The organism is Variovorax boronicumulans, from assembly GCF_029892485.1.
Classification (GTDB): domain Bacteria; phylum Pseudomonadota; class Gammaproteobacteria; order Burkholderiales; family Burkholderiaceae_C; genus Variovorax; species Variovorax boronicumulans_B.
In genome coordinates this window covers 324,389-348,126 of the sequence record NZ_JARXVG010000006.1, presented here as the reverse complement: position 1 = coordinate 348,126, position 23,738 = coordinate 324,389, and the positions used below count along the sequence as shown (strand labels likewise).

Here is a 23,738-nt window from a genome sequence, read left to right as displayed (position 1 = left end):
GGATTCAATTCTTGATATGGGTGGCTTTGACGGCTTCAACCCAAAGGCTCGAAAAGCGGGCGCCGGGCTGCGTGCGCAGTTGTTCCTGGATTCGACTCAGAACCGGCGCCAGGTGCGGCACGCTCCAGTCCAGCGCGTGGGGAGCGCCTTCCTTGGGCGTGTGCTGCCAGGTGATCCACACATAGTCTTCCAGGTCGAGGCCCGCTAGATCCAGATGGCTGGCGTCTTCCAGCATCCGAAGCAGGCTGGTCACATCGGGCTGTGCCTGGGGTGCGACGTGGTGCTTGGCATAGCTGCGCCAGATCAGATTGGCCTGCGGCGAGATGCCCGCAAGGAACCACTGGGCTTCGTCGAACAGATCGCGCGGCGATCCACCCGCCTGCACATCGTGCGGCAGCATCGGCACTTTGGCATGAAGCCACTGCGGGGTCTCCGGTGCACCGCCGAACGGCCCCCAAGGCTGCACCAACGACCACCAATGCGTGACGGGGCCTAACCACCTGCTCTGCTGGTGCGCGCTCAGTGCGGGCCAGACCCGCTGCATGACACGCGGATCGTGATAACGAAACAACACGCTTTCGTCTTTGAAGGGCGGCCGCTGGTCGCCCAAACCCACCCAGTGCCGAGCGATGGCCTGTGGTTTTTCGGAGCTGACAACGATGCCGCAAAAGTCTTGCTTGTCGGTGCTTTGATACCTCTGCTGTGCGGCATATTCAAGACACTGCACCAGCCAATCCCGCACGGGCCGGCTCTGAAAGTCAGGGCTGGGAAGAATCAGTTCCTCGGGCAGTTCCAGCAGGAACGGGGCATGCTCGCTTCGATGCTCAAACTGCCGGTCGGGCACGATGACGCGATCGCGCACCCATTTGGGGAATTGCCCCTCCAGCGCCTGAGCCAAGGGGTTGTCATCCCACCGATTGAACAGCAGGTAGGCCCGTTGCGGGACGAGTTGTTTTTTGGGTGCGTCCCTGCCTCCCCCATAGGCCTTGGGCACAGACACTGTCAGGCCACGCCAGTCCTCGATGAAGGCATCGATCAGTTGCAGGCATGGCGAATCGGTGTTGCGCTTCATGAGCGGGACACCGAACCACTGCCGTTGTCGGCTTCCTTCTCCTTGGTGCCGCAAGCCTCCCCATTCAGCGGCTTGGTCGGCTTGGAGTTGCCCGGCCCAAGGCTATGAACCTGCGCGTAGTTGGTGTACTTGCCGGTCGTGCCCTTGGTGATCTGGCCCGCGCTGAATTCCTCGTAGCTCGTACCGCCGTTGAGGGTCAACTTTGTCTTGGCAACGATGTTGATGTGGTCGGCCGTCAGATTGATGGTGTCCTTGGCCATCATGTGAATCGAGTTCTTCAGGGCCTTGATTTCGATGTCGGCCTGGGCGGCGATCACTTCCATGCCGTTTTGCATGGCGTAGACCTTGAAGGCCTCCAGGGCGACCGCGATCAGGCTTTGGCCGCTGTTGATGCTGGTGTGCCTGGAGCTGGTGATTTGCGTGTGCTCGGTGCTGGCGATGTGGGTTGAGCCGCCAGAGGTCAAGGCCATGCCGCTGGGTGTGGCCAGGACCATGTGCGGGTCCGCCAATTCAGGGAAGTGCCCGGTCTCGGGGTTGCCGCCGGTGCCCTTGATGGCGTCGTTGAGTTGCTTGAGGGCTTTGGCGACCGCATCCTGATCGCCCTTGATCTGGGCCTGGCTGGTTCGCGCAGCATCGGACTGGCCTTCGACCAGGTCGCGCGCGAGCGTCAGGCGTTGAATCGCGTCGCCGAGGTCTTTCGCGTGCCCCAGAGCGTCCATCCGGGCCTCGGTGGTGATGAGCATGCCGTCGGCAGCGCGCACTACACCATGCCCATCGGTGCGCAACTCGAAACCTTCGCCGCGCGGGTCCTTGCGCCCGGCGTTGTCCTCGATGCGCGTGATGTGCCCGAGGCTCAACTGGCTGTGTTGATGGTCGCTCTTGAGCTGGACCTGAATCTTTGCCGGCGTGTCATCCAGCACCAGATGGTTGCTGCGCCCTGCCGCGCTGTTGCCGCCCTCCGGGGTCAGCTCCCGGCTCCTGAAACCGCTCAGGGCCGACTGGCCTGGCAGCTCCCAGGGCGGCAGGTTCGTCTGGTTGTACAGCCGGCCCGTGCACACCGGGAGGTCCGGATCTCCGCCGATGAAATCGACAATCACCTCCTGGCCGATGCGCGGGATGTGCACACCGCCCAGTTGGTTGCCCGCCCACGGGCTCGACACCCGGATCCAGCAGGTGCTGTGCTGGTTCTTCTGCCTGAGGCGGTCCCACGGAAACTGCACCTTGATGCGGCCCAGTTCGTCGGTCCAGAGGTTCTGGCCTTCGGGTCCAACCACCAGCGCGGACTGCGGCCCGTGCGTGAAGGGCTTGGCCTGCAGGAGCGCTGGCCGCAATGGCTCCGCCATCGGGTGCGCGGTGAAGTCCACCTCGACCTTCCAGCGCTGCCCTCGGTCCGGTGCAGCGCCCTGGACCTGGCTGTCCAGCGCCACATCCTCGATCAGCAGCCGCGTGTCCAGAATCAGGTACTCGGCGTTGGCCTTCTGGCGCGGGTGCTTCCTGAGTGCGAAGCTGCTGCCGGGGACCATTCCCCGCAGGTTGCCGCTGGCCCTCGCACGGGCACCATGGGTGCGCAGCGCCTGCATGCGCAACAGCGCGAGTTGCCGGCCTTCTCCCTGAGGGTCGTTGGCCTCGGCCCTGCCCGCGCGCGGCTGGGCATAGTGGCTGCCGGCTTGACCGGCATGCCACTGGTAGACCTCGCCATCGGCCTGGCCGGTGGGGCGCGGATCGTTGCGGCCTGCGCTCAGGTCGGCCCGTGGGCGCGTGTAGTCGTAATCGCGGGTCGCGTACCTGCCGCTGGTGAGTTGGTTGTGCGGCACGAAGCTGTGCACGTATTCGGCATCCGCCTTCCAGCCGGGCGCGTGGTACTCCACCTCCTGATAGGCCGCGCTCGCGTTCTTCCTGTACGCACCCATGTTGTCGATGAGCACGAGGCGATGCTTGTCTTCGCCGTGCTCGAAGAAGTAGCTGATGCCCCACTCCTGGCACAGGCGGCTGAAGAAATCGAAGTCGCTCTCGTTGAGCTGCGTCTGGTAGTCGCGCTGGGGGTAGGTCTCGATCAGGCGTTTGTCGACAGCGAAGTCGTAGTCGGCCAGCAGTTCATCGAGGATCTCGACGACGGTCTTGTTCTGGAAGATCTTGCAGTCGGTGGTCAGCGTGGCAAGGTGCAGCCAGGGGCGCAGCGCGAGCCTGTACTGAATGTGGCGGCCTTCCTCGCCCCACATGGCGGCATCGGTGATCAGGGCGTTGATCTGGCGGACGCCCGCACCGATGCCATCGACCGAAGCACCGACGGCGCCGGGCAAGAACCGACCCGATCCGTCAAGCTGGATGCTGCAGGTGATCTCCCGGCCAATGAAGCTGTCGAGGTCGAAGTCGGCGGCCCCGCTTGCACCAAGGTTCAAGGCATCGGGCGTCTTGAGCAGCAGTTCGTAGTCGAACAGCGAATTCAAACCCTCGCGGCCCGACAGGCGCACAGGTTCAAGGGCGGGGCGTCCAAGCACCAACGGAATTGCGGGCGAATGGACGGCAAGGGTGCGCGACAGCGCACCATCGAAGATGGACATAGAGAACTCCCTGATGACGCCCCTTTCCGGGGTCATCCGCTTGATTATGGGAGGCGCTCTATCTGTGCAGTCCGCACAAAGTTCTCATCCGAATTGACGCATCAAATGCGGTCGTGATGAATTACACGAGAGGCAGAAAATCCGCTCATTCGACGGAATTCGCGAATTGTCAGGCAATGAAATCGACTGATAACAAGGAAAGATGAATGGTCACAGTGCGGCAATTCCTGCGCTGTCGGCACGGCACCCTGGATCGCTGCCCTGCGCGCAGCCAGCCACTCGGCCATTTGTACAGGCCGTAAATTGCGCCTCCCGCAACCAAGCCGAGCCTGCTGCGAAACGAGCGGTTCCGATCCGGCTGGTGGGCGTCCGCGCAGTCAGGTGGTTTGACCTACCTTGTGCCTACACTAGCGCGATGCTGACCCCACCCGCAGCCACCATGCCCACAGAGGCGAATGCACCGGTTTCCGGCGCCCCCGTCGTGCAGCATTTCAGGCAGGCGCTGCTCTGGCCCCTGCGGCTGATGCCCTCCCCCGATGCCAGGCACACGCACCACGGCCCCTGGCAGGTGCTGCGCGACATGGGCGATGCGTCTCCGTGGCGCGAAGAGGTCGATGAATACACCGGCGACAGCAGCCGCTTCCACGAGCGGCACTACAACGAGTTCGTGAGCTTCCTGCCCTACGTGCAGCGCTTTCTCTATGGCGAGGGGCGCTCCCGCGGCAAGGGCGACGACTCCGCTTCAGGCAAGGACAGCGATTCGCCGATGCGCATCTTCCGCCGTCACGACATCGCGGCCGTGCGCGTGGTGGCGCGCCCCGGCGATGCCCCCGTCACGCTCGACGTGGTGCACTGCGACCTCTACTTCTTCTTCGACATCGACGTGGTGCTGCTCAACCTCGAAGTCGGGGTGAATCACCTGAGCCTCGCGCAGGCGCAGGACATCCTCTACCGCTTCGGCCGCGCCTACCCTTCGGGCTGGGAGCCCGACGGCTCCGCGCTGCATTGCATGGCGAGCGTCGAGTGGCTGGGCGCCGACGGCCGCGTGCTCGCAAGCTCCGATGCGCAGCAGCGCGAGAGCTTTCTCTCGCATGTGGCGCAGCACCGCGCGCCACGCATCTCGTCGCACTGGGCCTACCTGATGCAGCCGCTGGTGAGCGACCATTCGGAAGACCCCGGCACGCTGCGCTACCGGCAGATCGAGTACTACCGCATGCCGGTGATGGCGTACCTCTCGATGGACGATCCGCGACGCCTCACGCGCGACGACTTCGTGCGGCTCGCACTGGTGACGGGCGCGGGCACGCCCGACGCCCACCTGCCCTACGCCGACCACCACCTCGCGGACTTCGAGCACAAGTACTGCTACGACCGCTTCTGGGTCGATGCGGGCGCCGCACCCAACACGCGCTACCTGTGCAACGGCCACGCACTGGTCGTGGTGGGCGATGCGCGTTCCGAGTTCTTCTGCTGCCGCGACCGCGGCGTGCTCGCGCAGTTCAGGCACCAGCACTTCCTGCTGTTCCTGATCGCGCACTTCCAGAAGGCGTCGCTGCTGATGTTCTCGGACCAACTGGTCGAGGCGCTCAAGAAGCTGGACATCCGCAGCACGCCGAGCGTGAAGCAGTTCAAGCGCGCGATCCGCTCGAGCTTCGAGCGGTTCCTTCGCTTCACGCACCGCTACTGGTTCCACGAGATTTCCGAGCAGGCCCAAGTGCGTGCGCTCTCGCACATGTGCGCCGCGCACCTCGGGCTCGACCCGCTGTACGACGAGGTCAAGTCGCGCATCGCCGACATGAACACGTATCTGGACGCCGATAGCCTGCGCCGGCAGGCCAGCACCGTCGTGCGGCTCACGGTGGTCACGCTGTTCGGCCTGATCGGCACCATCACCACCGGCTTTCTCGGCATGAACCTGCTGGCCGAAGCCGATGCGCCGCTGTGGCGCAAGGCGCTGTGGTTCGGCGTGGTGTTCGCCTTCACAACCTGGCTCACGATCTACACGATGGTGAAATCGCAGCGGCTGTCGGACTTCATCGATGCGCTGTCGAACGACCGGCTGGGGTTTCGGGGGAAGATGGCCGCGCTCGCGCGGGTGTGGCGGCCGGGGGCGGACTGAGTCGCCTGTTCAGGGCGGCGATCACGCCGACGGGGTACCTTGCTCCGCGAATGTCCCCCGCTTCGCTCCTCCTTGATTTCGCTGCGCAAGGCACCCCATCGGAGTGAACGTTTCCAGAGCGCTGGTTAATCGGCCGATAACCAGCAGCGCGCCCAGGTGCACAGGGCATCGGGTGCTCCCCGCAGCGAAATCAAGGAGGAGGCCGCAGGCCGGGGGACATTCGCGGAGGGGAGTACCCGGTGCCCTGTGCACACGCCCCGAACTCCGCCCGGCAAACTAACATCGCCCTCTCTCCAACGCACACCTCTCTGAATGCGCCTCGCCATCGTCTCCGACATCCACGGCAACCTCCCCGCACTCGAAGCCGTGGTCGAGGACATCGAACGCCGCGGCGCGGATGCCATCGTCAATCTGGGTGACAGCCTCTCCGGCCCGCTGATGCCCCAAGAGACCGCACAGTTCCTGATGGCTCAGGACTGGATTCACCTTGCCGGAAATCATGAGCGCCAGTTGCTCACCGTGCCCGCAGACATGCGCGGCGCATCCGACGCGTTCGCCCATGCGCAACTCGGCGCGAAGGAGTTCGCGTGGATCGCATCGCTAGCACACACGCACCGCTTCAGCGCGGACGTGATGCTCTGCCACGGAACGCCGGCGAGCGATCTCGAATACTTTCTGGAGACGGTCACGCCCAGCGACTTCCGCGCGGCCACGCAGGCGGAAATCGATGCGCGGCTCGGCAATGTCGATGCCGCGCTCGTCGCCTGCGGGCACACGCATGTGCCGCGCGCGGCGCATGCGTCGAGCGGGCAATTGATCGTCAATCCGGGCAGCGTCGGCCTGCCGGCGTACGACGACATCCATCCGTATCCGCATGCGGTCGAAACAGGTTCACCGAATGCACGCTATGCCATCGTCGAGCAGCGCGACGGCGGCTGGAGCTCCAGGCTGATTGCCGTGCCCTACGACCACACGGCCATGTCGGCACTCGCGCTGAAGCACGGACGGCCCGACTGGGCCCGTGCGCTTGCCACCGGCCGCATGTCCTAGAGACCGATCTCCGCGCTCGCGACGGCACTGATGCGTACACCGAAGCTCGTGATGTCCGCGAGCGTCGCGTTGTGGTGCGCTCGGATGAAGGCGCCAGCGGCATGCGGCTTGTCGTGCGAGGTGTGCGCATCGGCCGCGAGCACCACCTCGTAGCCCAGCGCGGCCGCGCGGCGGGCGGTGGTGTCCACACAGAACTCCGACGAGTAGCCGCAGATCACCACGCGCCGCACGCCCTGCCCCATGAGCCAGGCCTCGAGCGGTGTGCGCAGGAAGGAATCGGGCGTGGCCTTGCGGATCTTCGTGTCTGCGGCATCGACCTGCAGCGCATCCGCGAGCTGCCAGCGCTCGGAATCGAACTCCAGGTCGACCGCGTTCTCATGCTGGATGAAGGCCACCGGCACGCCGGCCGCGCGGGCGCGTCCGGTGAGCGCGTTGATGCGCTGGATCACTTCCTGGGCTTCGTGCGGACGCGGCGGATCGTCGCAAAGACCGCGCTGTACATCGATGACGAGAACGGCAGTTTTCATGGTGCTGGAAGGCTAGGTCCGGCATCGACCAGAGGACGGCGCCGGAAAGAAAGGTCGAGACAAGCGCGAAGAACACGAACGCGCCGACGAAGAGCAGGCAATGCACGCGAATGCAATTGTGGGGCCATGCGCACGGACTTCGGCCTCGGCGATCTCACTGCCAGGCGCTCACCTCCAGCCGCACCTTGCCGGTGATGCCGGGCGCCGCCGGCGCGGCGCCCAGGCTGGAGAGCGGCACGATGAACTGCTGCTTGCCGCCGGCCAATTGCCTGGGGCTCATCGGCAGCGAGGCCTGCCCCGCCGTGTCGGTCTGCCAGCCGTACTTGACGTTCCAGTTCTGCGCCGGGTCCTCCGCCTTGGGCGGGGCGATCTCGATGATGAGCGTGTCGCGGAACAGCGAGCTGCCTTCGTAGTGCCCGTCGAGCCAGAACTTCTTGTTCACCTGGTAGTCGGGCACGCGCACGCCCAGCGTCATGGCGTAGGCGAGCGTCGGGCGGTCCTGGTTGACGCGGGCCCTGTTGGCGAGGAACACCGTCGAAAGATAGATCGAGCGCCGCTCGGGCCTGGCCGGGTCGGTCAGCTCCTTGTGCGTGCGGCAGGCGGGCGAGTCTTCTTCGGCCACGCGCCGGCTGAGGTACCAGCGCTTGCCGCGCGGCGCGGCCAGGAGCTCGACCTGGTAGAGCGCATCGACGTCGGCGTCCTTGGGCAGGTCGGGCGGCAGGGTCACGCCATCGACCTCGAACCAGAGGTCCACCCGCACGTCGCCGAAGAGAAAGCGCACGAGGTTCTGGTAAGCCTCCTCGGAGTTGACGATGCCGAAGTAACCCGAGTGCGAACGAAAGGCGTAGGCGGTGGCCACGGGCTGGGTTTTCTTGTTCGCGTCGATGGACCAGAGCGAGGCGTTCTCGATGCGCACCAGCCCGTCGCTGCCGTGGCCCGCGAACATGCGGGAGAGCCCCTTGGCGGTTTCGTAGTCGCCACGGTTGGAGCCCACCATGCAGAAGAAGCGCTCGGCCGGGAAGGCCGTGATCGGCAGGTAGTCCATGCGGCCATCGATGGCCGGCGTGGCAAGGAACTCGGACATCTTCTCGCGATTGAAGGTGTTCATCTCGTTGGCCGTGAGCCAGCCCGGGATGTTGACGCCGCCCATGTCGATGCCGTTGTGCGGCGTGGCATAGGTGAACACCTTGTCCACGCAGGCCCGCGCGGCGGGGTCGCCCAGCGCCGGGTTCTGCAGGAAGGCGCGCACCACCAGCCCGCCCATCGAATGCGCCACCAGGTAGCAGCGGAAATCCGCTTTGGTGGCCGCGCCTTCGCGCTGCGCCACCAGGTCGCGCACGCGCAGGATCAGTTTGCTCAGGCCCTGCGCATACACCGTGATGTTGCGCGCCTTGCCGTCGCCCAAGAGCTCCGAGCCGGTGTCGTAGTAGCGGTAGATGATGACCGAGGCCGAGGGGATGCCGTCCACGTCCTTGCCGGTCTCGTCGGGCGAGGGCTTCCAGTCGTCATCGAGGATGTCCAGGCCGTTCTGGTAGACGCTCTGGTACTGGAAGTCGGCCAGGAGACGCACCACCGGCGACTCGAAGACAAACTTCTGCGCGGGGGCGTCCTTCTTGACCGTGGCCCGGTAGACCGTGGAGCCGACGTTGAAGCCGCAGAACGGATCGGCCGCGGTCTCGTCGCGCTCGGACTCGGTCATGGCATAGCCACGCACGTAGATGATGGGATAGCGGTTGCCGCTCATGTGGATCGCCCTCTCATGGCCCATGAAGCGCCCGAGTGTGCCGGGGCGAGGCGCGGCGTGCCATAGAGCGCATGGCATAGGGACGGGCCCGGCGCGCAGGCCGGAAATCCCCCTGCGCCCCGAATGTTTCTGTCGCTGAAACCATTGAAACATCGGCTGCGGATAGTCTCGCGCCTCCACACAAACACACGTCCAGAGGTTTCTTCCCATGGCTGACGACTCGTCTTCGCAGGGCTCCTACCTGCCCCAACTCCTGCGCCGGGGCACGGCGCTCGCGGCAGCCGGCTGCGCCTTCGTCGCGGGCTGCAGCGCCGCCGGTGGTGGCACGAGCGAATACGGACGCTACGAGAACTCGCCGCAGTTCCGTGACGGCGTCTTCCAGAACATGGCCAACCCCGACGAGAAGCCCTCGGCCAGCGCCTGGCGCATCTGGTCGCGCTTCATCGTGGGGAGCAAGGTCGACACGGTGCCGGTCGATGCGATCCCGGTGCGCGAAATCAGCGCGAAGGACCTGGACGCGCTCGACGCCAAGGCCAACCACGTGGTGCGCCTCGGCCACTCGTCGCACCTGCTCAAGCTGCGAGGCAAGTACTGGCTGATCGACCCGGTGTTCAGCGAGCGCGCATCGCCGGTGCAGTGGGCCGGCCCGAAGCGCTTTCACAAGCCGCCGATCGCGCTGGAGCAGTTGCCGCCCATCGAAGGCGTGATCCTTTCGCACGACCACTACGACCACCTGGACGTGGCGACCATCGAATACCTCGCCAAGAGCGTCAAGCACTACTTCGTGCCGCTGGGCGTGCGCTCGCGGCTGCTGGTGATGGGCGTGCCCGCCGAGCGCGTGACCGAGCTCGACTGGTGGCAGGACGCCGAGCACGACGGCGTGAAGCTCACCGCCACGCCGGCCCAGCATTTCTCGGGCCGCACGCTTTCGGACCGCGGCCGCACGTTGTGGGCCTCATGGGTGGTCCAAAGCGGCGAGCAGCGCATCTTCTACAGCGGCGATTCGGGCTACTTCCAGGGTTTCAAGCAGATCGGCGAGCGCTTCGGCGGCTTCGACCTGGCACTGATGGAAAACGGCGCCTACGACGCCTACTGGCCCGGCGTGCACATGACCCCCGAGCAGAGCGTGCAGGCCTTCGAGGACCTGCGCGGCAAGGTGTTCTTCTCGGTGCACAACAGCACCTTCGATCTTTCGTTCCACACCTGGCACGACCCGCTGGACCGCATCGCGAGCCTGACGGAAGCCAAGAAGATCGAGCTCGCGACGCCGGTGATCGGGGAGGTGGTGACGGTGGGGCAGGCGCGCACCAACACGCGGTGGTGGCACGGGCTGCGCTAGCCCCTCGCCCGCGCTCCGCTCACCTGCCGCCTTCGCGCCGCTCGCGCGCCCGGCGCACCTGCCGGGTCTCGATGGCCTGCGCCGCGACGCGGTCCTTCTCGCGCCGCTTCGCCGCGCGCTTCATCCGGAAGTGCCGGCCCACCAGGAAGCTGGCGAGGCCGGTGACCACCGCGATGAACAGGCCGATGACGCTGATGTCGATGCCGCCCATCACAACACCCGCACGATGCTGGCCGGCTTGAAGCCCAGGTCGGCCGCCTTGCCCTTGCGCGCACGGGTGCCGCGCGCGTTGTTGAGGGTGCGGATCTCCAGCGTCTCGTCGCGCTCCTTGCCGCCGCGACCGATGCCTTCGATCTTCACGCTGCGCGTGTAGGCCGCGGCACCCGCGAGGGTGTCCTTGGGCTCCAGGTCGATCAGCGTGAGGCCGCGGCCGCCCTTGGGCAGGCTCTTGAGCTCGGCGATGTCGAAGGTCAGGATGCGGCCGCCGGTCGACGCGCAGGCCACGTGCGTGGCGGCAGGCATCGGCTCGGCGCCACTCGCGCCGCCCACCAGCGAGGGGCGGCAGAGCTGCTCGCCCTCGCCCACGTCGATGAAGGCCTTGCCGCCGCGCTGGCGCGACATCATGTTCTCGACCGTCGCGATGAAGCCGTAGCCGCCGGTGTTGGCCAGCAGCACGCTCGCGCCCACAGGGCCCGCGAAGAAGTGGGTGACGTGCGTGCCGGCATCGAGGTCGATGAGCGTGGTGACGGGCTGGCCGTCGCCGCGCGCGCCGGGGAGCGACGCCACGGGCACGGTGTAGACGCGCACGCTCTTGTCCTTGGCGGACCCGAAGACCAGCAGCGTGTCGACGCTGCGGCATTCGAAGGCGCCGTAAAGCGCATCGCCGGACTTGAAGCTGTACTCGGGCGTCGAGGAGCCATTGCTCCCGTTCGCGGCCTTCTCGCTGGCCCAGCCCTTCTGGGCACGGACCCAGCCCTTCTGCGACACGATCACGGTGACGGGTTCGTCGACCACCTTCACTTCGGCCACGGCACGCTTCTCGGCCTGGATCAGCGTGCGGCGCGGGTCTTCGAAGGTCTTGGCGTCGGCCTCGATTTCCTTGCTCAGCAGGCGGCGCAGCGTGGCCGGGCTGCCGAGGATGTCTTCGAGCTTCTTCTGTTCCGTGCGCAACTCGTCGAGCTGCTGCTGGATCTTGATGCCCTCCAGCCGTGCAAGCTGGCGCAGCCGGATTTCAAGAATGTCCTCCGCCTGTACGTCGCTGAGATTGAAGCGCGCGATCAGCGCTGCCTTCGGCTCTTCCGCCGTACGGATGATCGCGATCACCTCGTCGATGTTCAGCAGCACCAGCTGCCGGCCTTCGAGGATGTGGATGCGCTCGAGCACCTTGTTCAGGCGATGCCGCGAGCGTTTCTCGACGGTGATCTCGCGGAACGCGATCCACTCGTTGAGCATCTGGCGCAGCGACTTCTGCGTGGGCTTGCCGTCGATACCGACCATGGTCAGGTTGATCGACGAGGAGGTTTCGAGCGAGGTCTGCGCGAGCAGCGTCGTGATGAACTCTTCCTGGCTGATGCGCGAGGTCTTGGGCTCGAACACGAGCCGCACGGCGGCGTCCTTGCTCGATTCGTCGCGCACCACGTCGAGCACCGACAGCATCGCGGCCTTCAGTTGCGTCTGGTCGGCAGAGAGCGCCTTCTTGCCGGCCTTGACCTTCGGGTTGGTGATTTCCTCGATCTCCTCGAGCACCTTCTGCGTGCTGACGCCGGGCGGCAATTCATTGACCACGAGCTGCCACTGGCCGCGCGCGAGGTCTTCGATCTTCCAGCGTGCGCGCACCTTGAGCGAGCCGCGGCCCGTGCGGTAGGCATCAGCGATGTCGCCCGGGCCGCTGATGATCTGCGCGCCGCCCGGGTAGTCGGGGCCGGGCACGATCGCCAGCAGCTCTTCTTCGCTCAGCTTGCCGTTCGACTTGATCAGCGCGACGCAGGCGTCGGCTATCTCGCGCAGGTTGTGGCTCGGGATTTCGGTGGCCAGGCCGACAGCGATGCCGCTCGCGCCGTTGAGCAGCGTGAACGGCAGACGCGCGGGCAGCAGGCGCGGCTCTTCGGTGCTGCCGTCGTAGTTGGGAATGAAGTCGACCGTGCCTTCGTCAATCTCGTCGAGCAGCAGGCTGGTGATGCGGGCCAGGCGCGCTTCGGTGTAGCGCATGGCCGCGGCGCCGTCGCCGTCGCGGCTGCCGAAGTTGCCCTGGCCGTCGACCAGCGGGTAGCGCTGCGAGAAGTCTTGCGCCATGCGCACCAGCGCGTCGTAGGCGGCCTGGTCGCTGTGCGGGTGGAAGCGGCCCAGCACGTCGCCGACCACGCGCGCGCTCTTGACGGGCTTGGCGCCCACGGTGCCGTTGGTGCCGCCGAAGCCCAGGCCCATGCGCGACATCGAGTACAGGATGCGCCGCTGCACCGGCTTCTGGCCGTCGGACACGTCGGGGAGCGCGCGGCCCTTGACCACGCTGAGCGCGTATTCGAGGTAGGCGGTCTGCGCGTAGTCGGCCAGTGTGAGGGTGGTGTCGCCGTCGGTGGGGCCGCCGAGGTCGAGCGGAGGTTGGGAATCCATCGTCTGTCGTTTCCGGATGATTTTTGTTGCTTGTTTATTCGGACATGGCCACCGAAGGCGCGCCTGTCATGGACGAGACCGGCACTTCGGGCATGTAGGGAGAGGTCGGCACTTCGGCCGGCGCCGGCAGCGCGGGCGTGGCCGGCGAGGCGGCCGGCAGCCAGGGCCGGTCGGGCGGCATGTTGCCGCGGCCGACGGCGCCGCCCATTTCCATGCGGATGCGGCCAGGCGACTTGCCACCGCCGCTGCCGCCGATGCGCCCGGTCGCGCCGGGCTTCAGGTACGCATAGAGCTGCAGAACCGTCTGCACGTAGTTCTGCGTTTCCTTGTAGTTCGGGATCTTGTTGCCCGCGCGCTGCACCGCGCCCTCGCCTGCGTTGTAGGCGGCGAGCGCCAGTTCGATCTGCCCCGGGAACATCGCGATCAGGTCGCGCAGGTAGCGGGAGCCGGCGGCGATGTTGATGCGTGGATCGAACAGCTTCTTCTCGATGGTGGTGCGCTTGTCCGCAGCAACGCCGTAGCGCTGCGCGGTCGCTGGCATGAGCTGCATCAGGCCCATCGCGCCCTTGGGCGAGACGGCCTGCGCGTCGAAGCCGGATTCGGTGGCGATCAGTGCCTGCAGCAACTCGTAGTCGATCGAATGCTTGTTCGAGGCATCGCGCAGCGCGGCCTTGGCGGTCTTGTAGCTCGGCGAGGCCTCGAAGAGCGCCAGCAGGCTCTGCGAAGCCGGCGGCACCTTGCCGTCGAACTTGCGCCCGCTGCGTGAAAGCGGGGAAAGGCCCTGCGCAGTGTCGAAGCTCTGGCCGCCGCGGAAGAAGATCTGGTAGCGCTCGTCGACCTTCTCTGCAGCGAAGTGCGCAACGCCCTTGCTGTCGATGTAGCCGTAGATGTCAGCGGCGTGCGCCATTCCCTGCTGCAAGCACAGCAGCAAAGCCAACAGCAGCGGACGCATGAAATCTGTAAGGGTCACGGGGATCAAACATCGATGTCGACGTCGTCGGCGCGCAGTTCCATCAACTCGCGCCGGGCGGCCGCTTCGCCCTTGCCCATGAGCTTGGTGATCTCGCCCTGGGTGGAGGTGAAGTCGAAGCGTCCCAGCTGGACCTTCATCAGGCGCCGGGTATCCGGATTGAGCGTGGTTTCCCACAATTGTTCCGCGCTCATCTCGCCCAGGCCCTTGAAGCGGCTGATGCTCCAGGCGCCTTCGCGCACGCCATCCTTGCGCAGCTTGTCGAGCGTGGCGGTCAGTTCGCCCTCGTCGAGCGCATAGACCTTGGAGGCCGGCTTCTTGCCGCGCGCGGGCGCATCGACCCGGAACAGCGGCGGCTTCGCGACATACACGTGGCCGGTTTCGATGAGTTTCGGAAAGTGCCGGAAGAACAGGGTGAGGAGCAGCACCTGGATGTGCGAGCCGTCCACGTCGGCATCGGAGAGGATGCAGATCTTTCCGTAGCGCAGGCCGCTCATGTCGGGCGTGTCGTTGGGGCCGTGCGGATCCACGCCGACGGCCACCGAGATGTCGTGGATTTCGGTGTTGGCGAAGAGCCGGTCGCGCTCCACTTCCCAGGTGTTGAGCACCTTGCCGCGCAGCGGCAGGATGGCCTGGCTTTCCTTGTCGCGGCCCATCTTGGCGCTGCCGCCTGCCGAGTCGCCCTCGACCAGGAAGACCTCGTTGTGGCCGATGTCCTTGCTCTCGCAGTCGGTCAGCTTGCCGGGCAGCACGGCCACGCCGGAGCCCTTGCGCTTCTCGACCTTCTGGCCGGCGCGCTGGCGGGTCTGCGCGGCCTTGATGGCCAGGTCGGCGAGCTTCCTGCCGTAGTCGACGTGCTGGTTGAGCCACAGCTCCAGCGCGGGGCGCACGAAGCTGGACACCAGGCGCACCGCGTCGCGTGAATTCAGGCGCTCCTTGATCTGGCCCTGGAACTGCGGATCGAGCACCTTGGCGCTCAGCACGTAGGAGGCGCGTGCGAACACGTCTTCGGGCAGCAGTTTCACGCCCTTGGGCAGCAGCGAGTGCAGTTCGATGAATCCCTTCACCGCGGTGAAGAGGCCGTCGCGCAGGCCGCTTTCGTGCGTGCCGCCGGCGCTGGTGGGGATCAGGTTGACGTAGCTCTCCCGCACCGGCTGGCCGTCTTCGGTGAAGGCCACGCACCAGTCGGCGCCCTCGCCTTCGGCAAAGTTGTCGGCGTTCCTGTCGGCGTGGCCGCTACCTTCGAAGAGCGGAATCACCGGATCGCCATTGAGCGTCTGCATCAGGTAGTCGCTGAGACCGCCCTTGTAGAGCCACTGCTGCGTTTCCTTGGTTTTCTCGTTCGTGAGCGTGACGCTCACGCCGGGCATCAGCACGGCCTTGCTGCGCAGGAGGTGCGTGAGTTCGCCCATGGGGAGCACAGCGGTCTCGAAGTACTTGGCGTCGGGCCAGGCGCGCACCGTGGTGCCCTGCTTGCGCTCGCCAGCCTCGAGCTTGCGGATTTCGAGCGCCTCGATCACGTCGCCGGCGCTGAAGGCCAGCTTGGCGACAGAGCCTTCGCGGTGGGAGGTGACTTCGAGCCGCTTCGAGAGCGCATTGGTCACCGACACGCCCACGCCGTGCAGGCCGCCCGAGAAGCTGTAGGCGCCGCCGGAGCCCTTGTCGAACTTGCCGCCGGCATGCAGGCGGGTGAACACCAGTTCGACCACGGGCGCCTTTTCCTCGGGATGCAGACCGAACGGAATGCCGCGGCCGTCGTCTTCGATGCTCACCGAGTTGTCGGCATGCAGCACGACCTTGATCTTCTTGCCGTAGCCGGCCAGCGCCTCGTCGGCGGCGTTGTCCAGCACTTCCTGGATGATGTGCAGCGGGTTGTCGGTGCGGGTGTACATGCCCGGGCGCTGCTTGACCGGCTCGAGGCCCTTGAGCACGCGGATGGAGCCTTCCGAGTAGCCGGAAGCGGAATCTGAGGTTGTCTTGGGAGGAGTCGCCATGGGGGCGGATTGTAGTCAGTCGCCGCCAAACAACTGGATACCCATACAGCAGGCGCTTTGATGCCGGATACGCATTGAAACGGCGCCGATAAATCATCAATGGCTTTGGCCGCCTGCCTGCCTGCCACAGCACGCAGTGGCTACATTCGAAGGCATGCAAGCCCCCACGCCCACTCTCTCGATCAAGCAGGTGCTGTTCTGCGGCGCCATGATCGTCACGCTCTCGATGGGCATCCGCCACGGCTTCGGCCTCTGGCTGCAGCCGATCACGCAGGCCCAGGACTGGAGCCGCCAGACCTTCTCCTTCGCGCTGGCGATCCAGAACCTCTCGTGGGGCATCTTCGGCGTCTTCGCGGGCATGCTGGCCGACCGGTTCGGAGCCTTCCGGGTGCTGATCGGCGGCGCGGTGTTCTACGGCCTGGGGCTGCTGGGCATGGCGCATTCGCCAACGCCGCTGCTGTTCACACTGAGCGCGGGCGTGCTGATCGGCGCGGCGCAGGCGGGCACCACCTATGCAGTGATCTACGGCGTGATCGGGCGGCAGATTCCGGCCGAGCGACGCTCCTGGGCCATGGGCGTGGCGGCGGCCGCCGGCTCGTTCGGCCAATTCCTGATGGCGCCCATCGAGGGTCGCCTGATCGGCCAGTTCGGCTGGCAGACCGCGCTGGCGTTGCTCGCAGTGCTGGTGCTGGTGATCGTGCCGCTGGCCTTCGGCCTGCGCGAGCCCCGGACGGCGGCGCTGGCCGGGCACCGCGACCAGTCGGTGCTGCAGGCGGTGGGCGAGGCCTTCCGCTACCCGAGTTTCGGCTTGCTGATGGCGGGTTATTTCGTCTGTGGCTTCCAGCTGGCCTTCATCGGCATCCACATGCCGACCTACCTGCGCGACCGGAGCCTCCCGGCCGACGTGGCCGGCTATGCGCTGGCGCTGATCGGGCTCTTCAATGTGTTCGGCACGTACACGGTCGGTCTGCTCGGGCAGACGCTGGCCAAGCGCAAGATCCTCGCGGCGATCTACTTCGCGCGGGCGGTGTCGATCGCGCTCTTCCTGATCGTGCCGATCTCGCCGCTCAGCGTTTACGTCTTCTCGGCGGCGATGGGCTTCCTGTGGCTCTCGACCGTGCCGGCGACCAATGCGATCGTGGCGGGGATCTTCGGGGTGGCGCACCTGTCGATGCTCAGCGGCTTCGTGTTCCTGAGCCACCAGGTCGGCTCGTTCCTGGGTGTGTGGCTCGGCGGCTACCTGTACGACACCACGGGCAGCTACGACATCGTCTGGTACATCGCGATCGCGCTGGGCGTGTTCGCGGCGCTGATCAACCTGCCGGTCAAGGAACATGCCATCGCCCGCGGAACCGGGCCGGCCGCCGTGCCGGGCTGATTGCGGACAATCGGGTCATGACACCGCAAATGCGCCACCACCTCGCACACGCCGGCTGGCTCGCCGCCGTGCTGGCGGCGCTGGGCGGCGTGTTCATGCTCTATACCCACCCCGAGTTTCTGGTGACGCTGGTCGACCAGGTGTGGTCCTGTTTCTGAAGCGGGCCGATCTGCCATGAAAGATGGAATGCCGTTGCACGGTGCGGGTGCACCATCGGAATGGATCGTCCGCTGGTCGCACCTGCTGTCCGCTGAAGCCACGGTGCTCGACGTGGCTTGCGGCGCGGGCCGGCACATGCAGTGGTTTGCCGGACGCGGACACCCCGTCACGGGCGTCGACCGATCGCCGGAAGCGGTTGCTGCGGCCGGCGCCTTCGGCCGGGCGGTCACGGCCGACATCGAGGCCGGCCTCTGGCCTTTCACCGGCCAGGCCTTCGGGGCGGTGGTCGTCACCAATTACCTGTGGCGCCCCCGCATGGCCGACATCGTGGCCGCCGTGGCGCCCGGTGGCGTGCTGCTCTACGAGACCTTCGCCGCCGGCAACGAAACAGTGGGCAAGCCGTCGCGGGCCGACTTCCTGCTGCGGCCCGGCGAACTGCTGGCGGCTTGCGCCGATTTGCGCGTGGTGGCCTACGAAGACGGTTTCGTGCCCGAACCGGACCGCTTCGTGCAGCGTATTGCCGCCATCCGTGCGCCCGCGCCCCTTGCGGGCCATCCGCTGCGCGCTCTCCTCAAGGGAAACTGAAGGGGCCGGCCCCGCTGCCTTGGCGGCGCCCGGAGTAAGTAGAATCGGCGCTTTCGTCCACCGACAAAGAGATTCCCCTTGGAGCAACTGACAGGCAGCATCGTCGCGCTCGTCACGCCGATGCACGACGACGGCAGTGTCGACTACCCCGCCCTGCGGCGACTCATCGACTGGCACATCGACGAAGGCACCGACTGCCTCGGCGTGGTCGGCACCACCGGCGAATCGCCGACGGTCGATGTGGAAGAGCACTGCGAAATCATCCGCGTCTCGGTCGAGCAAGCCAAGGGCCGCGTGCCCGTGATGGCCGGCTGCGGCGCCAATTCGACCAAGGAAGCCATCGAGCTGGCGAAGTTCGCCAAGGGCGTTGGCGCCGATTCACAGCTGCAGGTCGTGCCCTACTACAACAAGCCGACGCAGGAAGGCCAGTACCAGCACTTCAAGGCGATTGCCGAGGCCGTGGGCGACCTGCCCGTCGTGCTGTACAACGTGCCCGGCCGCACCATCGCCGATATGGCGCACGACACCGTGCTGCGCCTGGCCCAGGTGCCCGGCATCATCGGTATCAAGGAAGCCACCGGCAACATCGAACGCGCCCAGTGGCTCATTCGCGACCTGCCCAAGAGCTTTGCCGTCTATTCGGGCGACGACCCGACCGCCGTCGCGCTCATGCTCTGCGGCGGCCAAGGCAACATCAGCGTCACGGCCAACATCGCGCCGCGCAAGATGCATGAACTCTGCGTGGCCGCGCTGGCCGGCGACGTCAAGCGCGCCATGCAGATCCAGTTCGAACTCATGCCGCTGCACCGCAACCTGTTCGTCGAACCCAATCCGATCCCGCTCAAGTGGGCCATGGCCCGGCTCGGCCTGTGCGGCGGCGCCCTGCGGCTGCCACTCACCGAACTCGGCGAAGCGAGCCGTCCGGCGGTCGAGGGCGCCCTGCGTGCCACCGGCCTGCTGAAGAACTGAGCCTCACCCCACCACACGCCTGCAATCTGCCTTTTCCCCTGGCCGCGACAAGGTTAAGCAACCTTTTGCCCGAACCGTGCTCAGAGATGGCGGCGGGCACTGCGGCCCCATAGATTGACCGAACCATTCCAACAAGGAAGACGACGTTGAAGAACCTTTCGCAACTTTCGCGATATGCATTGCTGGCCACCCTCGTTGCCAGCCTCGCCGCCTGCTCCATCCTCGAGAGCGACAAGATCGACTACAAGAGCGCCGGCAAGGCCCCGACGCTCGAAGTCCCGCCCGACCTGTCGCAACTCTCGCGCGACAACCGCTATGCGGTGCCCGGCGGCGCAGTCACCGCCAACGCCTACCAGGCCGGCGTTGCCAACGCACCGGGTGTTCCCACGGCCGTGTCCAATATCGGCGACGTGCGCATGGAGCGTTCGGGCACGCAGCGCTGGATCGTCGTCAACCGCACGCCCGACCAGCTCTGGGACCCGGTGAAGGACTTCTGGCAGGAAAGCGGCTTCCTGCTGACCACGGAACAGCGCAACCTCGGCATCCTGGAAACCGACTGGGCCGAGAACCGCGCCAAGCTGCCGCAGGACATCATCCGCGGCACGCTGGGCAAGCTGGTCGACTCGGTCTACTCGACCGGCGAACTCGACCGCTTCCGCACCCGCCTGGAACGCACGACGAACGGCACCGAGATCTTCATCAGCCACCGCGGCATGCAGGAGGTCTACAACAACTCGCGCCAGGACCAGACCGTCTGGCAGCCGCGTCCCAGCGACCCTGAACTCGAGACCGAATTCCTGCGCCGCCTGATGGTCAAGCTCGGCGTCTCGCAAGAGCAGTCGAAGATCCTGGCAGCCACGACGGCACCGGCGAAGACCGCCACCATCGCCAGCGTGGGCAACCAGCCCGTGGTGCAGATCAGCGAAGGCTTCGACCGCGCATGGCGCCGCGTCGGCCTGGCACTGGACCGCACCGGCTTCACGGTGGAAGACCGCGACCGCAGCGCCGGCGTCTACTTCGTGCGCTACGTGACGCCGAACCCCGACAAGAAGGAAGAAGGCTTCTTCGGCAAGCTGTTCAGCAGCTCGTCCAAGGACGAAAAGCCGATCAAGTTCCGCATCCTGGTCAAGAGCCAGGGCGAGGCCACCACGGTCTCGGTGCAGAACGAAGCCGGTGCGCCCGAAACCTCGGCCAACGCACAGCGCATCGTCAAGGTCATTGCCGACGACCTGAAGTAACCCGCATGCTCCGCTTCCGAAGCCTCGGCAGCGGCAGCACGGGCAACGCCGCGCTGGTCGAGGCGACCAGCGGCGGCCGCACCTCCCGGCTCCTGGTCGACTGCGGCTTCGGCATCCGGCAGCTCGATCAGCGGTTGGCCCAGGCCGGCCTCGTCGCCGCCGACATCGACGCGATCTTCATCACCCACGAGCACGGCGACCACATCGGTTGCGCCCACACGCTCTCGCGGCGCAACCGCATCCCCGTCTGGATGAGCGAAGGCACCTGGCTCGCCACGGGCGGCCGCGACTTCGAAGGCCGCCTCCACCTGGCGCGCGACGACGCGGAGTTCGCGGTTGGCGACATTGCCGTGCAGCCTTTCACCGTGCCGCACGATGCGCGCGAGCCCTTGCAGCTGCGCTGCTCGGACGGCGCGCGCACGCTCGGCGTGCTGACAGACCTCGGGCATGCCACCGCCCACGTGCTGAACCGCCTGAGCGGCGTGCATGCGCTGTTGCTCGAGTTCAACCACGACAGCGACCTGCTGGCCAACTCGGCCTACCCGCCCTTCCTCAAGATGCGCGTGGGCGGCAACTATGGGCACCTGTCGAATGCGGCGGCCGCGGACATCGCGCGCGCGGTTCGCCACGACGGCCTGCGTCATGTGGTCGCGGCCCACCTGAGCGAGCAGAACAACCGGCCCGACATCGTGCGGCGCCTGATGGCGGAGGCGCTGGGCGGCCACGAAGCGGAAATGCTTACCGCCACAGCCGCCGAGGGCTCGCCTTGGCTGGATGTCTGACCGCCAGCTGACCCGTCAAAAAACCCAAGTAGAAAAGCCGCCCTCGAGGCGGCTTTCTGTTTTGTGAAGAACCCTTACTGCTTGGGTGCTTCGTTCTTCTTCGCGGCCTCTGTCGCGGCATTCGCGGCGTCCAGTGCCGACGAAGCGGCAGGCGACGGGCTCGTTGCAGCGGGGTCCGCCGAAGGCGCCGGAGCGGCTGCGGGCGGCGGGGCTGCGGGCTCGGTCACCGGAGCGGGCGGGGGCGTCACGACCGCGGGCGCGGCGTCCTCTTTCTTGCCGCAGGCAACGAGTGCGGCAGCGGCGATCAACGAGGCAATCAGGACGGACGACGACTTCTTCATGAGAACTCCTTTGGCAAAGAATGTCTGGAACGAAAAAATTCTAGACCCGCATCTCCGCCTGAATGTGTCTCGCGGCCGCATTCGCGGCATTGGCTTACAAGCCGAGCGTCGATGCCGGAAATGCCGGGCGGCCCAGGCGCCAGCTCTCGTCGATGGCTTCGCGCAATTCGCGGCGCGCGCGCGGATCGACGCCGCAGACGCCGCGGCTGCCCTCGGGGTCGATGCGGTGCGCGAACCAAGTGGGCGTCCAGATCGCGCTCGGCACTTCGGCGCCTGCCGCCTTGCCGGTGGCGCGGCATTCGACGATGTGGTCCCACATGCGGCGCCACGGCACGAAGCGCGCATGGCCGCGTTCGATCACATCGAAGCGCTGCGCCAACAACACAAAGCGCCTGCCGCTGGCAGACCAGGCTTGCAGTGCCTCGATGCTGGCGCGTTCGCCCAGTGGCCAGTCGGCGAAGTCTGGATCGCTGAAGACGATTTCCTTCCAGCCCTCTCGCGCGGCGGCCGACAGCGCGTTGCGGACGATCTCGCCGAAAGCCTCGCGGCCATCGAAGCGGCCTTCGGGCAGTGGAACAAGGTCGTCAGCCGGCATGGACCCATCCCGCCTCGCACCACTCGCCCAGCAGCGCCAGCGCCCCTTCGCTGGCCCGCGCCAGCTCGCGCGGACCGAGCGCGCGCTGGTCGGCCAGCTTTCGCATCAGCGTGGCATCGGCACCGCCCGCGCGGAAGCTCTCGCCATTGATGTAGATGTGGCGCGCGTCGTAGAGCATGCGCGTGCGGCGGTCGAGCGCCACGCGCTGCATCGCATCGGGCACCTCGCCGCCTTCGTCGAACCAGATGTTGGCCTTGGGCTCGGTGAGCGATTCGCCAAGAGCGCGGGCTATGGCGTCGGGGTCGCGCAGCGCAGCCTCGACGGCCTTGCGTGCGAAATCCTGCAGCGCCGCCGGCATCGCGGCCGGGGTGTCGACCGCGGGCTGCGTCGGGTCGCGGTAGCGCGCCAGTTCCGCGGGGCCGGCGTCTTCCAGGTCTTCAGAGTAGGCCTGCGCCATGCGAACGAGCAGGTCGGCACCGAGCTCGCCCACGGCGGACGAGCGCAGGCCGATGGAAAAGGTCATGCAGTCGTCGCCCACCGCAACGCCTTCATGGGCGTACTTCGGCGGCAGATAGAGCATGTCGCCGGGCTCCAGCACGAAGGTCTGCTCGGGCTCGAAGTTCTCGAGGATCTTGAGCGGCACACCGGGCTGCAGGCTCAGGTCTCCCTGCTTGCCGATGGACCAGCGGCGCCGGCCCTGTGCCTGCAGCAGGAACACGTCGTAACTGTCGAAATGCGCGCCGACGCCCCCGGTGTCGCTCGCGTAGCTGATCATCAGGTCGTCCAGCCGCGCATCGGGCAGGAAGCGGAACTGGCGCAGCAGCTCATGCACGCCCTCGTGGTGCAGGTCCACGCCCTGCACGAGCAGCGTCCAGGCGGGTTGTTTCAGCGGCGGCAGGGCACGCCGCGAGAGCGGCCCATGCTTGAGCGACCAGCCGGCCTTGCCATGGCGGATGAGGCGCGATTCCACCTCTTCACGCTCGGCCAGCGCAAACAATGCGCTGCGGTCGATGGGTGGCACCATGGCGGGAATGGCCTGGCGGACCAGCAGCGGCTTTTTCTGCCAGTACCGCCGCATGAACTGCGCGGCGCTCAGGCCGCCGAGCAACGGCAGCGGTTGTGTAATCTCCATGGGAGAATTCTGCAATGGAAATCTCTGAACAATGCGTGGTCGGCTTGACCTGGACAATGAAAGACACGCTCAGCGACGTGCTGGACGTGCTCGACGAGCCGGTGGAATTCATGGTCGGCGGCGACGATCTCTTCGACGTCATCGAGGCGGCCCTGCAAGGCCATGAGCCCGGCGCCCGTGTGCAACTGCAGGTCGAACCCGAACAGGGCTTCGGCGACTTCAACGACCAGTTGCTCTTTCTGGAGCCGCGGTCGCTGTTTCCCGAGGGCACGGAAGAAGGCATGACCTTCGACGGCTCCGCGCTGCCGAAAGGCGTGAGCGACGCCATCCCGCGGGACGCGCTCTACACGGTCGCCGAAATCTACCCCGACCACCTGGTGCTCGACGGCAACCATCCGCTGGCCGGCATCGCGATCCGGCTCGACATCACCGTGCGTTCGGTGCGCGAGGCGACGGAAGAAGAAGTCGGCCGCGGCACGGCGGGAACGGCGTTTTTCAAGGTGCCGCCGATGGCGCCAGGCAACCAGATGCTGCACTGAGGACTGCAGACGCCAAAAAGCCGGGCAAGTACCC

At 66.4% G+C, this 23,738-nt stretch carries 21 protein-coding genes; 10 read left to right on the top strand and 11 right to left on the bottom strand.

Going from position 1 to position 23,738, the window contains the following annotated elements; genetic code table 11:
* Positions 1-4: 4 nt before the first annotated feature.
* Together M2282_RS16950 and M2282_RS16945 are read right to left on the bottom strand one after the other, a co-directional pair.
* Entirely contained in the window at positions 5-1,072 is a 1,068-nt protein-coding gene (locus M2282_RS16950) for a DUF4123 domain-containing protein (RefSeq protein ID WP_280809943.1), read from the bottom strand.
* Positions 1,069-3,633: a type VI secretion system Vgr family protein gene (locus M2282_RS16945; RefSeq protein ID WP_280809942.1), complete on the bottom strand. Its 2,565-nt coding sequence runs from the start codon at positions 3,631-3,633 to the stop codon at positions 1,069-1,071. The genes M2282_RS16950 and M2282_RS16945 overlap by 4 nt, the downstream gene beginning before the upstream one ends.
* A 415-nt stretch (positions 3,634-4,048) precedes the next feature.
* Here M2282_RS16945 and M2282_RS16940 point away from each other — a divergent pair, with 415 nt between their 5' ends.
* Both M2282_RS16940 and M2282_RS16935 read left to right on the top strand, forming a co-directional pair.
* On the top strand, positions 4,049-5,752 hold the full coding sequence (locus tag M2282_RS16940) for a hypothetical protein (RefSeq protein ID WP_280809941.1): 1,704 nt from the start codon (positions 4,049-4,051) through the stop codon (positions 5,750-5,752).
* Between the two features lie 312 nt (positions 5,753-6,064).
* Positions 6,065-6,802 carry a metallophosphoesterase family protein gene (locus tag M2282_RS16935; protein WP_280809940.1) on the top strand — a complete coding sequence of 246 codons (738 nt, stop codon included), beginning with the start codon at positions 6,065-6,067 and terminating at the stop codon, positions 6,800-6,802.
* On the opposite strand, the gene M2282_RS16930 is transcribed toward M2282_RS16935, so the two are convergent.
* Both M2282_RS16930 and M2282_RS16925 read right to left on the bottom strand, forming a co-directional pair.
* Positions 6,799-7,329 (bottom strand): cysteine hydrolase family protein, encoded by a 531-nt coding sequence (locus tag M2282_RS16930; RefSeq protein WP_280809939.1) that lies wholly within the window; start codon positions 7,327-7,329, stop codon positions 6,799-6,801. The two genes, M2282_RS16935 and M2282_RS16930, sit on opposite strands and share 4 nt — an antisense overlap.
* 154 nt (positions 7,330-7,483) lie before the next feature.
* The gene (locus M2282_RS16925; protein WP_280809938.1) at positions 7,484-9,073 is read right to left on the bottom strand and encodes an esterase/lipase family protein; all 1,590 of its coding nucleotides are present in this window, start codon (positions 9,071-9,073) and stop codon (positions 7,484-7,486) included.
* A gap of 208 nt (positions 9,074-9,281) precedes the next feature.
* Here M2282_RS16925 and M2282_RS16920 point away from each other — a divergent pair, with 208 nt between their 5' ends.
* Positions 9,282-10,412: an MBL fold metallo-hydrolase gene (locus tag M2282_RS16920; protein ID WP_280809937.1), complete on the top strand. Its 1,131-nt coding sequence runs from the start codon at positions 9,282-9,284 to the stop codon at positions 10,410-10,412.
* Between the two features lie 19 nt (positions 10,413-10,431).
* On the opposite strand, the gene M2282_RS16915 is transcribed toward M2282_RS16920, so the two are convergent.
* The 4 genes from M2282_RS16915 to M2282_RS16900 are packed head-to-tail and all read right to left on the bottom strand — an operon-like array spanning position 10,432 to position 15,986.
* On the bottom strand, positions 10,432-10,623 hold the full coding sequence (locus M2282_RS16915) for a hypothetical protein (protein ID WP_280809936.1): 192 nt from the start codon (positions 10,621-10,623) through the stop codon (positions 10,432-10,434).
* Positions 10,623-13,022 (bottom strand): DNA topoisomerase IV subunit A, encoded by a 2,400-nt coding sequence (gene parC, locus M2282_RS16910; RefSeq protein WP_280809935.1) that lies wholly within the window; start codon positions 13,020-13,022, stop codon positions 10,623-10,625. Before parC ends, M2282_RS16915 begins: the two co-directional genes overlap by 1 nt.
* A 34-nt stretch (positions 13,023-13,056) precedes the next feature.
* Positions 13,057-13,974, bottom strand: coding sequence for a lytic transglycosylase domain-containing protein (locus tag M2282_RS16905; RefSeq protein ID WP_280810044.1), 918 nt, complete (start codon positions 13,972-13,974; stop codon positions 13,057-13,059).
* 23 nt (positions 13,975-13,997) lie between these two features.
* Positions 13,998-15,986: a DNA topoisomerase IV subunit B gene (locus tag M2282_RS16900; RefSeq protein WP_280809934.1), complete on the bottom strand. Its 1,989-nt coding sequence runs from the start codon at positions 15,984-15,986 to the stop codon at positions 13,998-14,000.
* Positions 15,987-16,140: 154 nt separating this feature from the next.
* Here M2282_RS16900 and M2282_RS16895 point away from each other — a divergent pair, with 154 nt between their 5' ends.
* The 6 genes from M2282_RS16895 to M2282_RS16870 all read left to right on the top strand — a co-directional run bounded on the left by M2282_RS16895 (position 16,141) and on the right by M2282_RS16870 (position 21,097).
* Entirely contained in the window at positions 16,141-17,364 is a 1,224-nt protein-coding gene (locus M2282_RS16895) for an MFS transporter (RefSeq protein ID WP_280809933.1), read from the top strand.
* Between the two features lie 17 nt (positions 17,365-17,381).
* Entirely contained in the window at positions 17,382-17,522 is a 141-nt protein-coding gene (locus M2282_RS16890) for a hypothetical protein (RefSeq protein WP_177224791.1), read from the top strand.
* Positions 17,523-17,538: 16 nt separating this feature from the next.
* Positions 17,539-18,108, top strand: coding sequence for a class I SAM-dependent methyltransferase (locus tag M2282_RS16885; RefSeq protein WP_280809932.1), 570 nt, complete (start codon positions 17,539-17,541; stop codon positions 18,106-18,108).
* 78 nt (positions 18,109-18,186) lie between these two features.
* Entirely contained in the window at positions 18,187-19,077 is an 891-nt protein-coding gene (dapA, locus tag M2282_RS16880) for a 4-hydroxy-tetrahydrodipicolinate synthase (protein WP_280809931.1), read from the top strand.
* 146 nt (positions 19,078-19,223) lie between these two features.
* The gene (gene bamC / locus M2282_RS16875) at positions 19,224-20,315 is read left to right on the top strand and encodes an outer membrane protein assembly factor BamC (RefSeq protein WP_280809930.1); all 1,092 of its coding nucleotides are present in this window, start codon (positions 19,224-19,226) and stop codon (positions 20,313-20,315) included.
* A 5-nt stretch (positions 20,316-20,320) separates the two neighbouring features.
* A complete protein-coding gene (locus tag M2282_RS16870) occupies positions 20,321-21,097 on the top strand; it encodes an MBL fold metallo-hydrolase (protein ID WP_280809929.1) in 777 nt (258 codons plus the stop codon).
* A 74-nt stretch (positions 21,098-21,171) separates the two neighbouring features.
* On the opposite strand, the gene M2282_RS16865 is transcribed toward M2282_RS16870, so the two are convergent.
* The 3 genes from M2282_RS16865 to M2282_RS16855 form a co-directional block, all read right to left on the bottom strand.
* Entirely contained in the window at positions 21,172-21,438 is a 267-nt protein-coding gene (locus M2282_RS16865) for a hypothetical protein (protein ID WP_280809928.1), read from the bottom strand.
* A gap of 94 nt (positions 21,439-21,532) precedes the next feature.
* Positions 21,533-22,033 (bottom strand): hypothetical protein, encoded by a 501-nt coding sequence (locus tag M2282_RS16860; protein WP_280809927.1) that lies wholly within the window; start codon positions 22,031-22,033, stop codon positions 21,533-21,535.
* Positions 22,023-23,165, bottom strand: a complete 1,143-nt coding sequence (locus M2282_RS16855; protein WP_280809926.1) for a JmjC domain-containing protein — start codon at positions 23,163-23,165, stop codon at positions 22,023-22,025. The genes M2282_RS16860 and M2282_RS16855 overlap by 11 nt, the downstream gene beginning before the upstream one ends.
* 14 nt (positions 23,166-23,179) lie before the next feature.
* Between M2282_RS16855 and M2282_RS16850 the strand changes: the two genes are divergently transcribed.
* Complete coding sequence (locus M2282_RS16850; RefSeq protein ID WP_280809925.1) at positions 23,180-23,704, top strand: FKBP-type peptidyl-prolyl cis-trans isomerase; 525 nt, start codon at positions 23,180-23,182, stop codon at positions 23,702-23,704.
* Positions 23,705-23,738 lie beyond the last annotated feature (34 nt).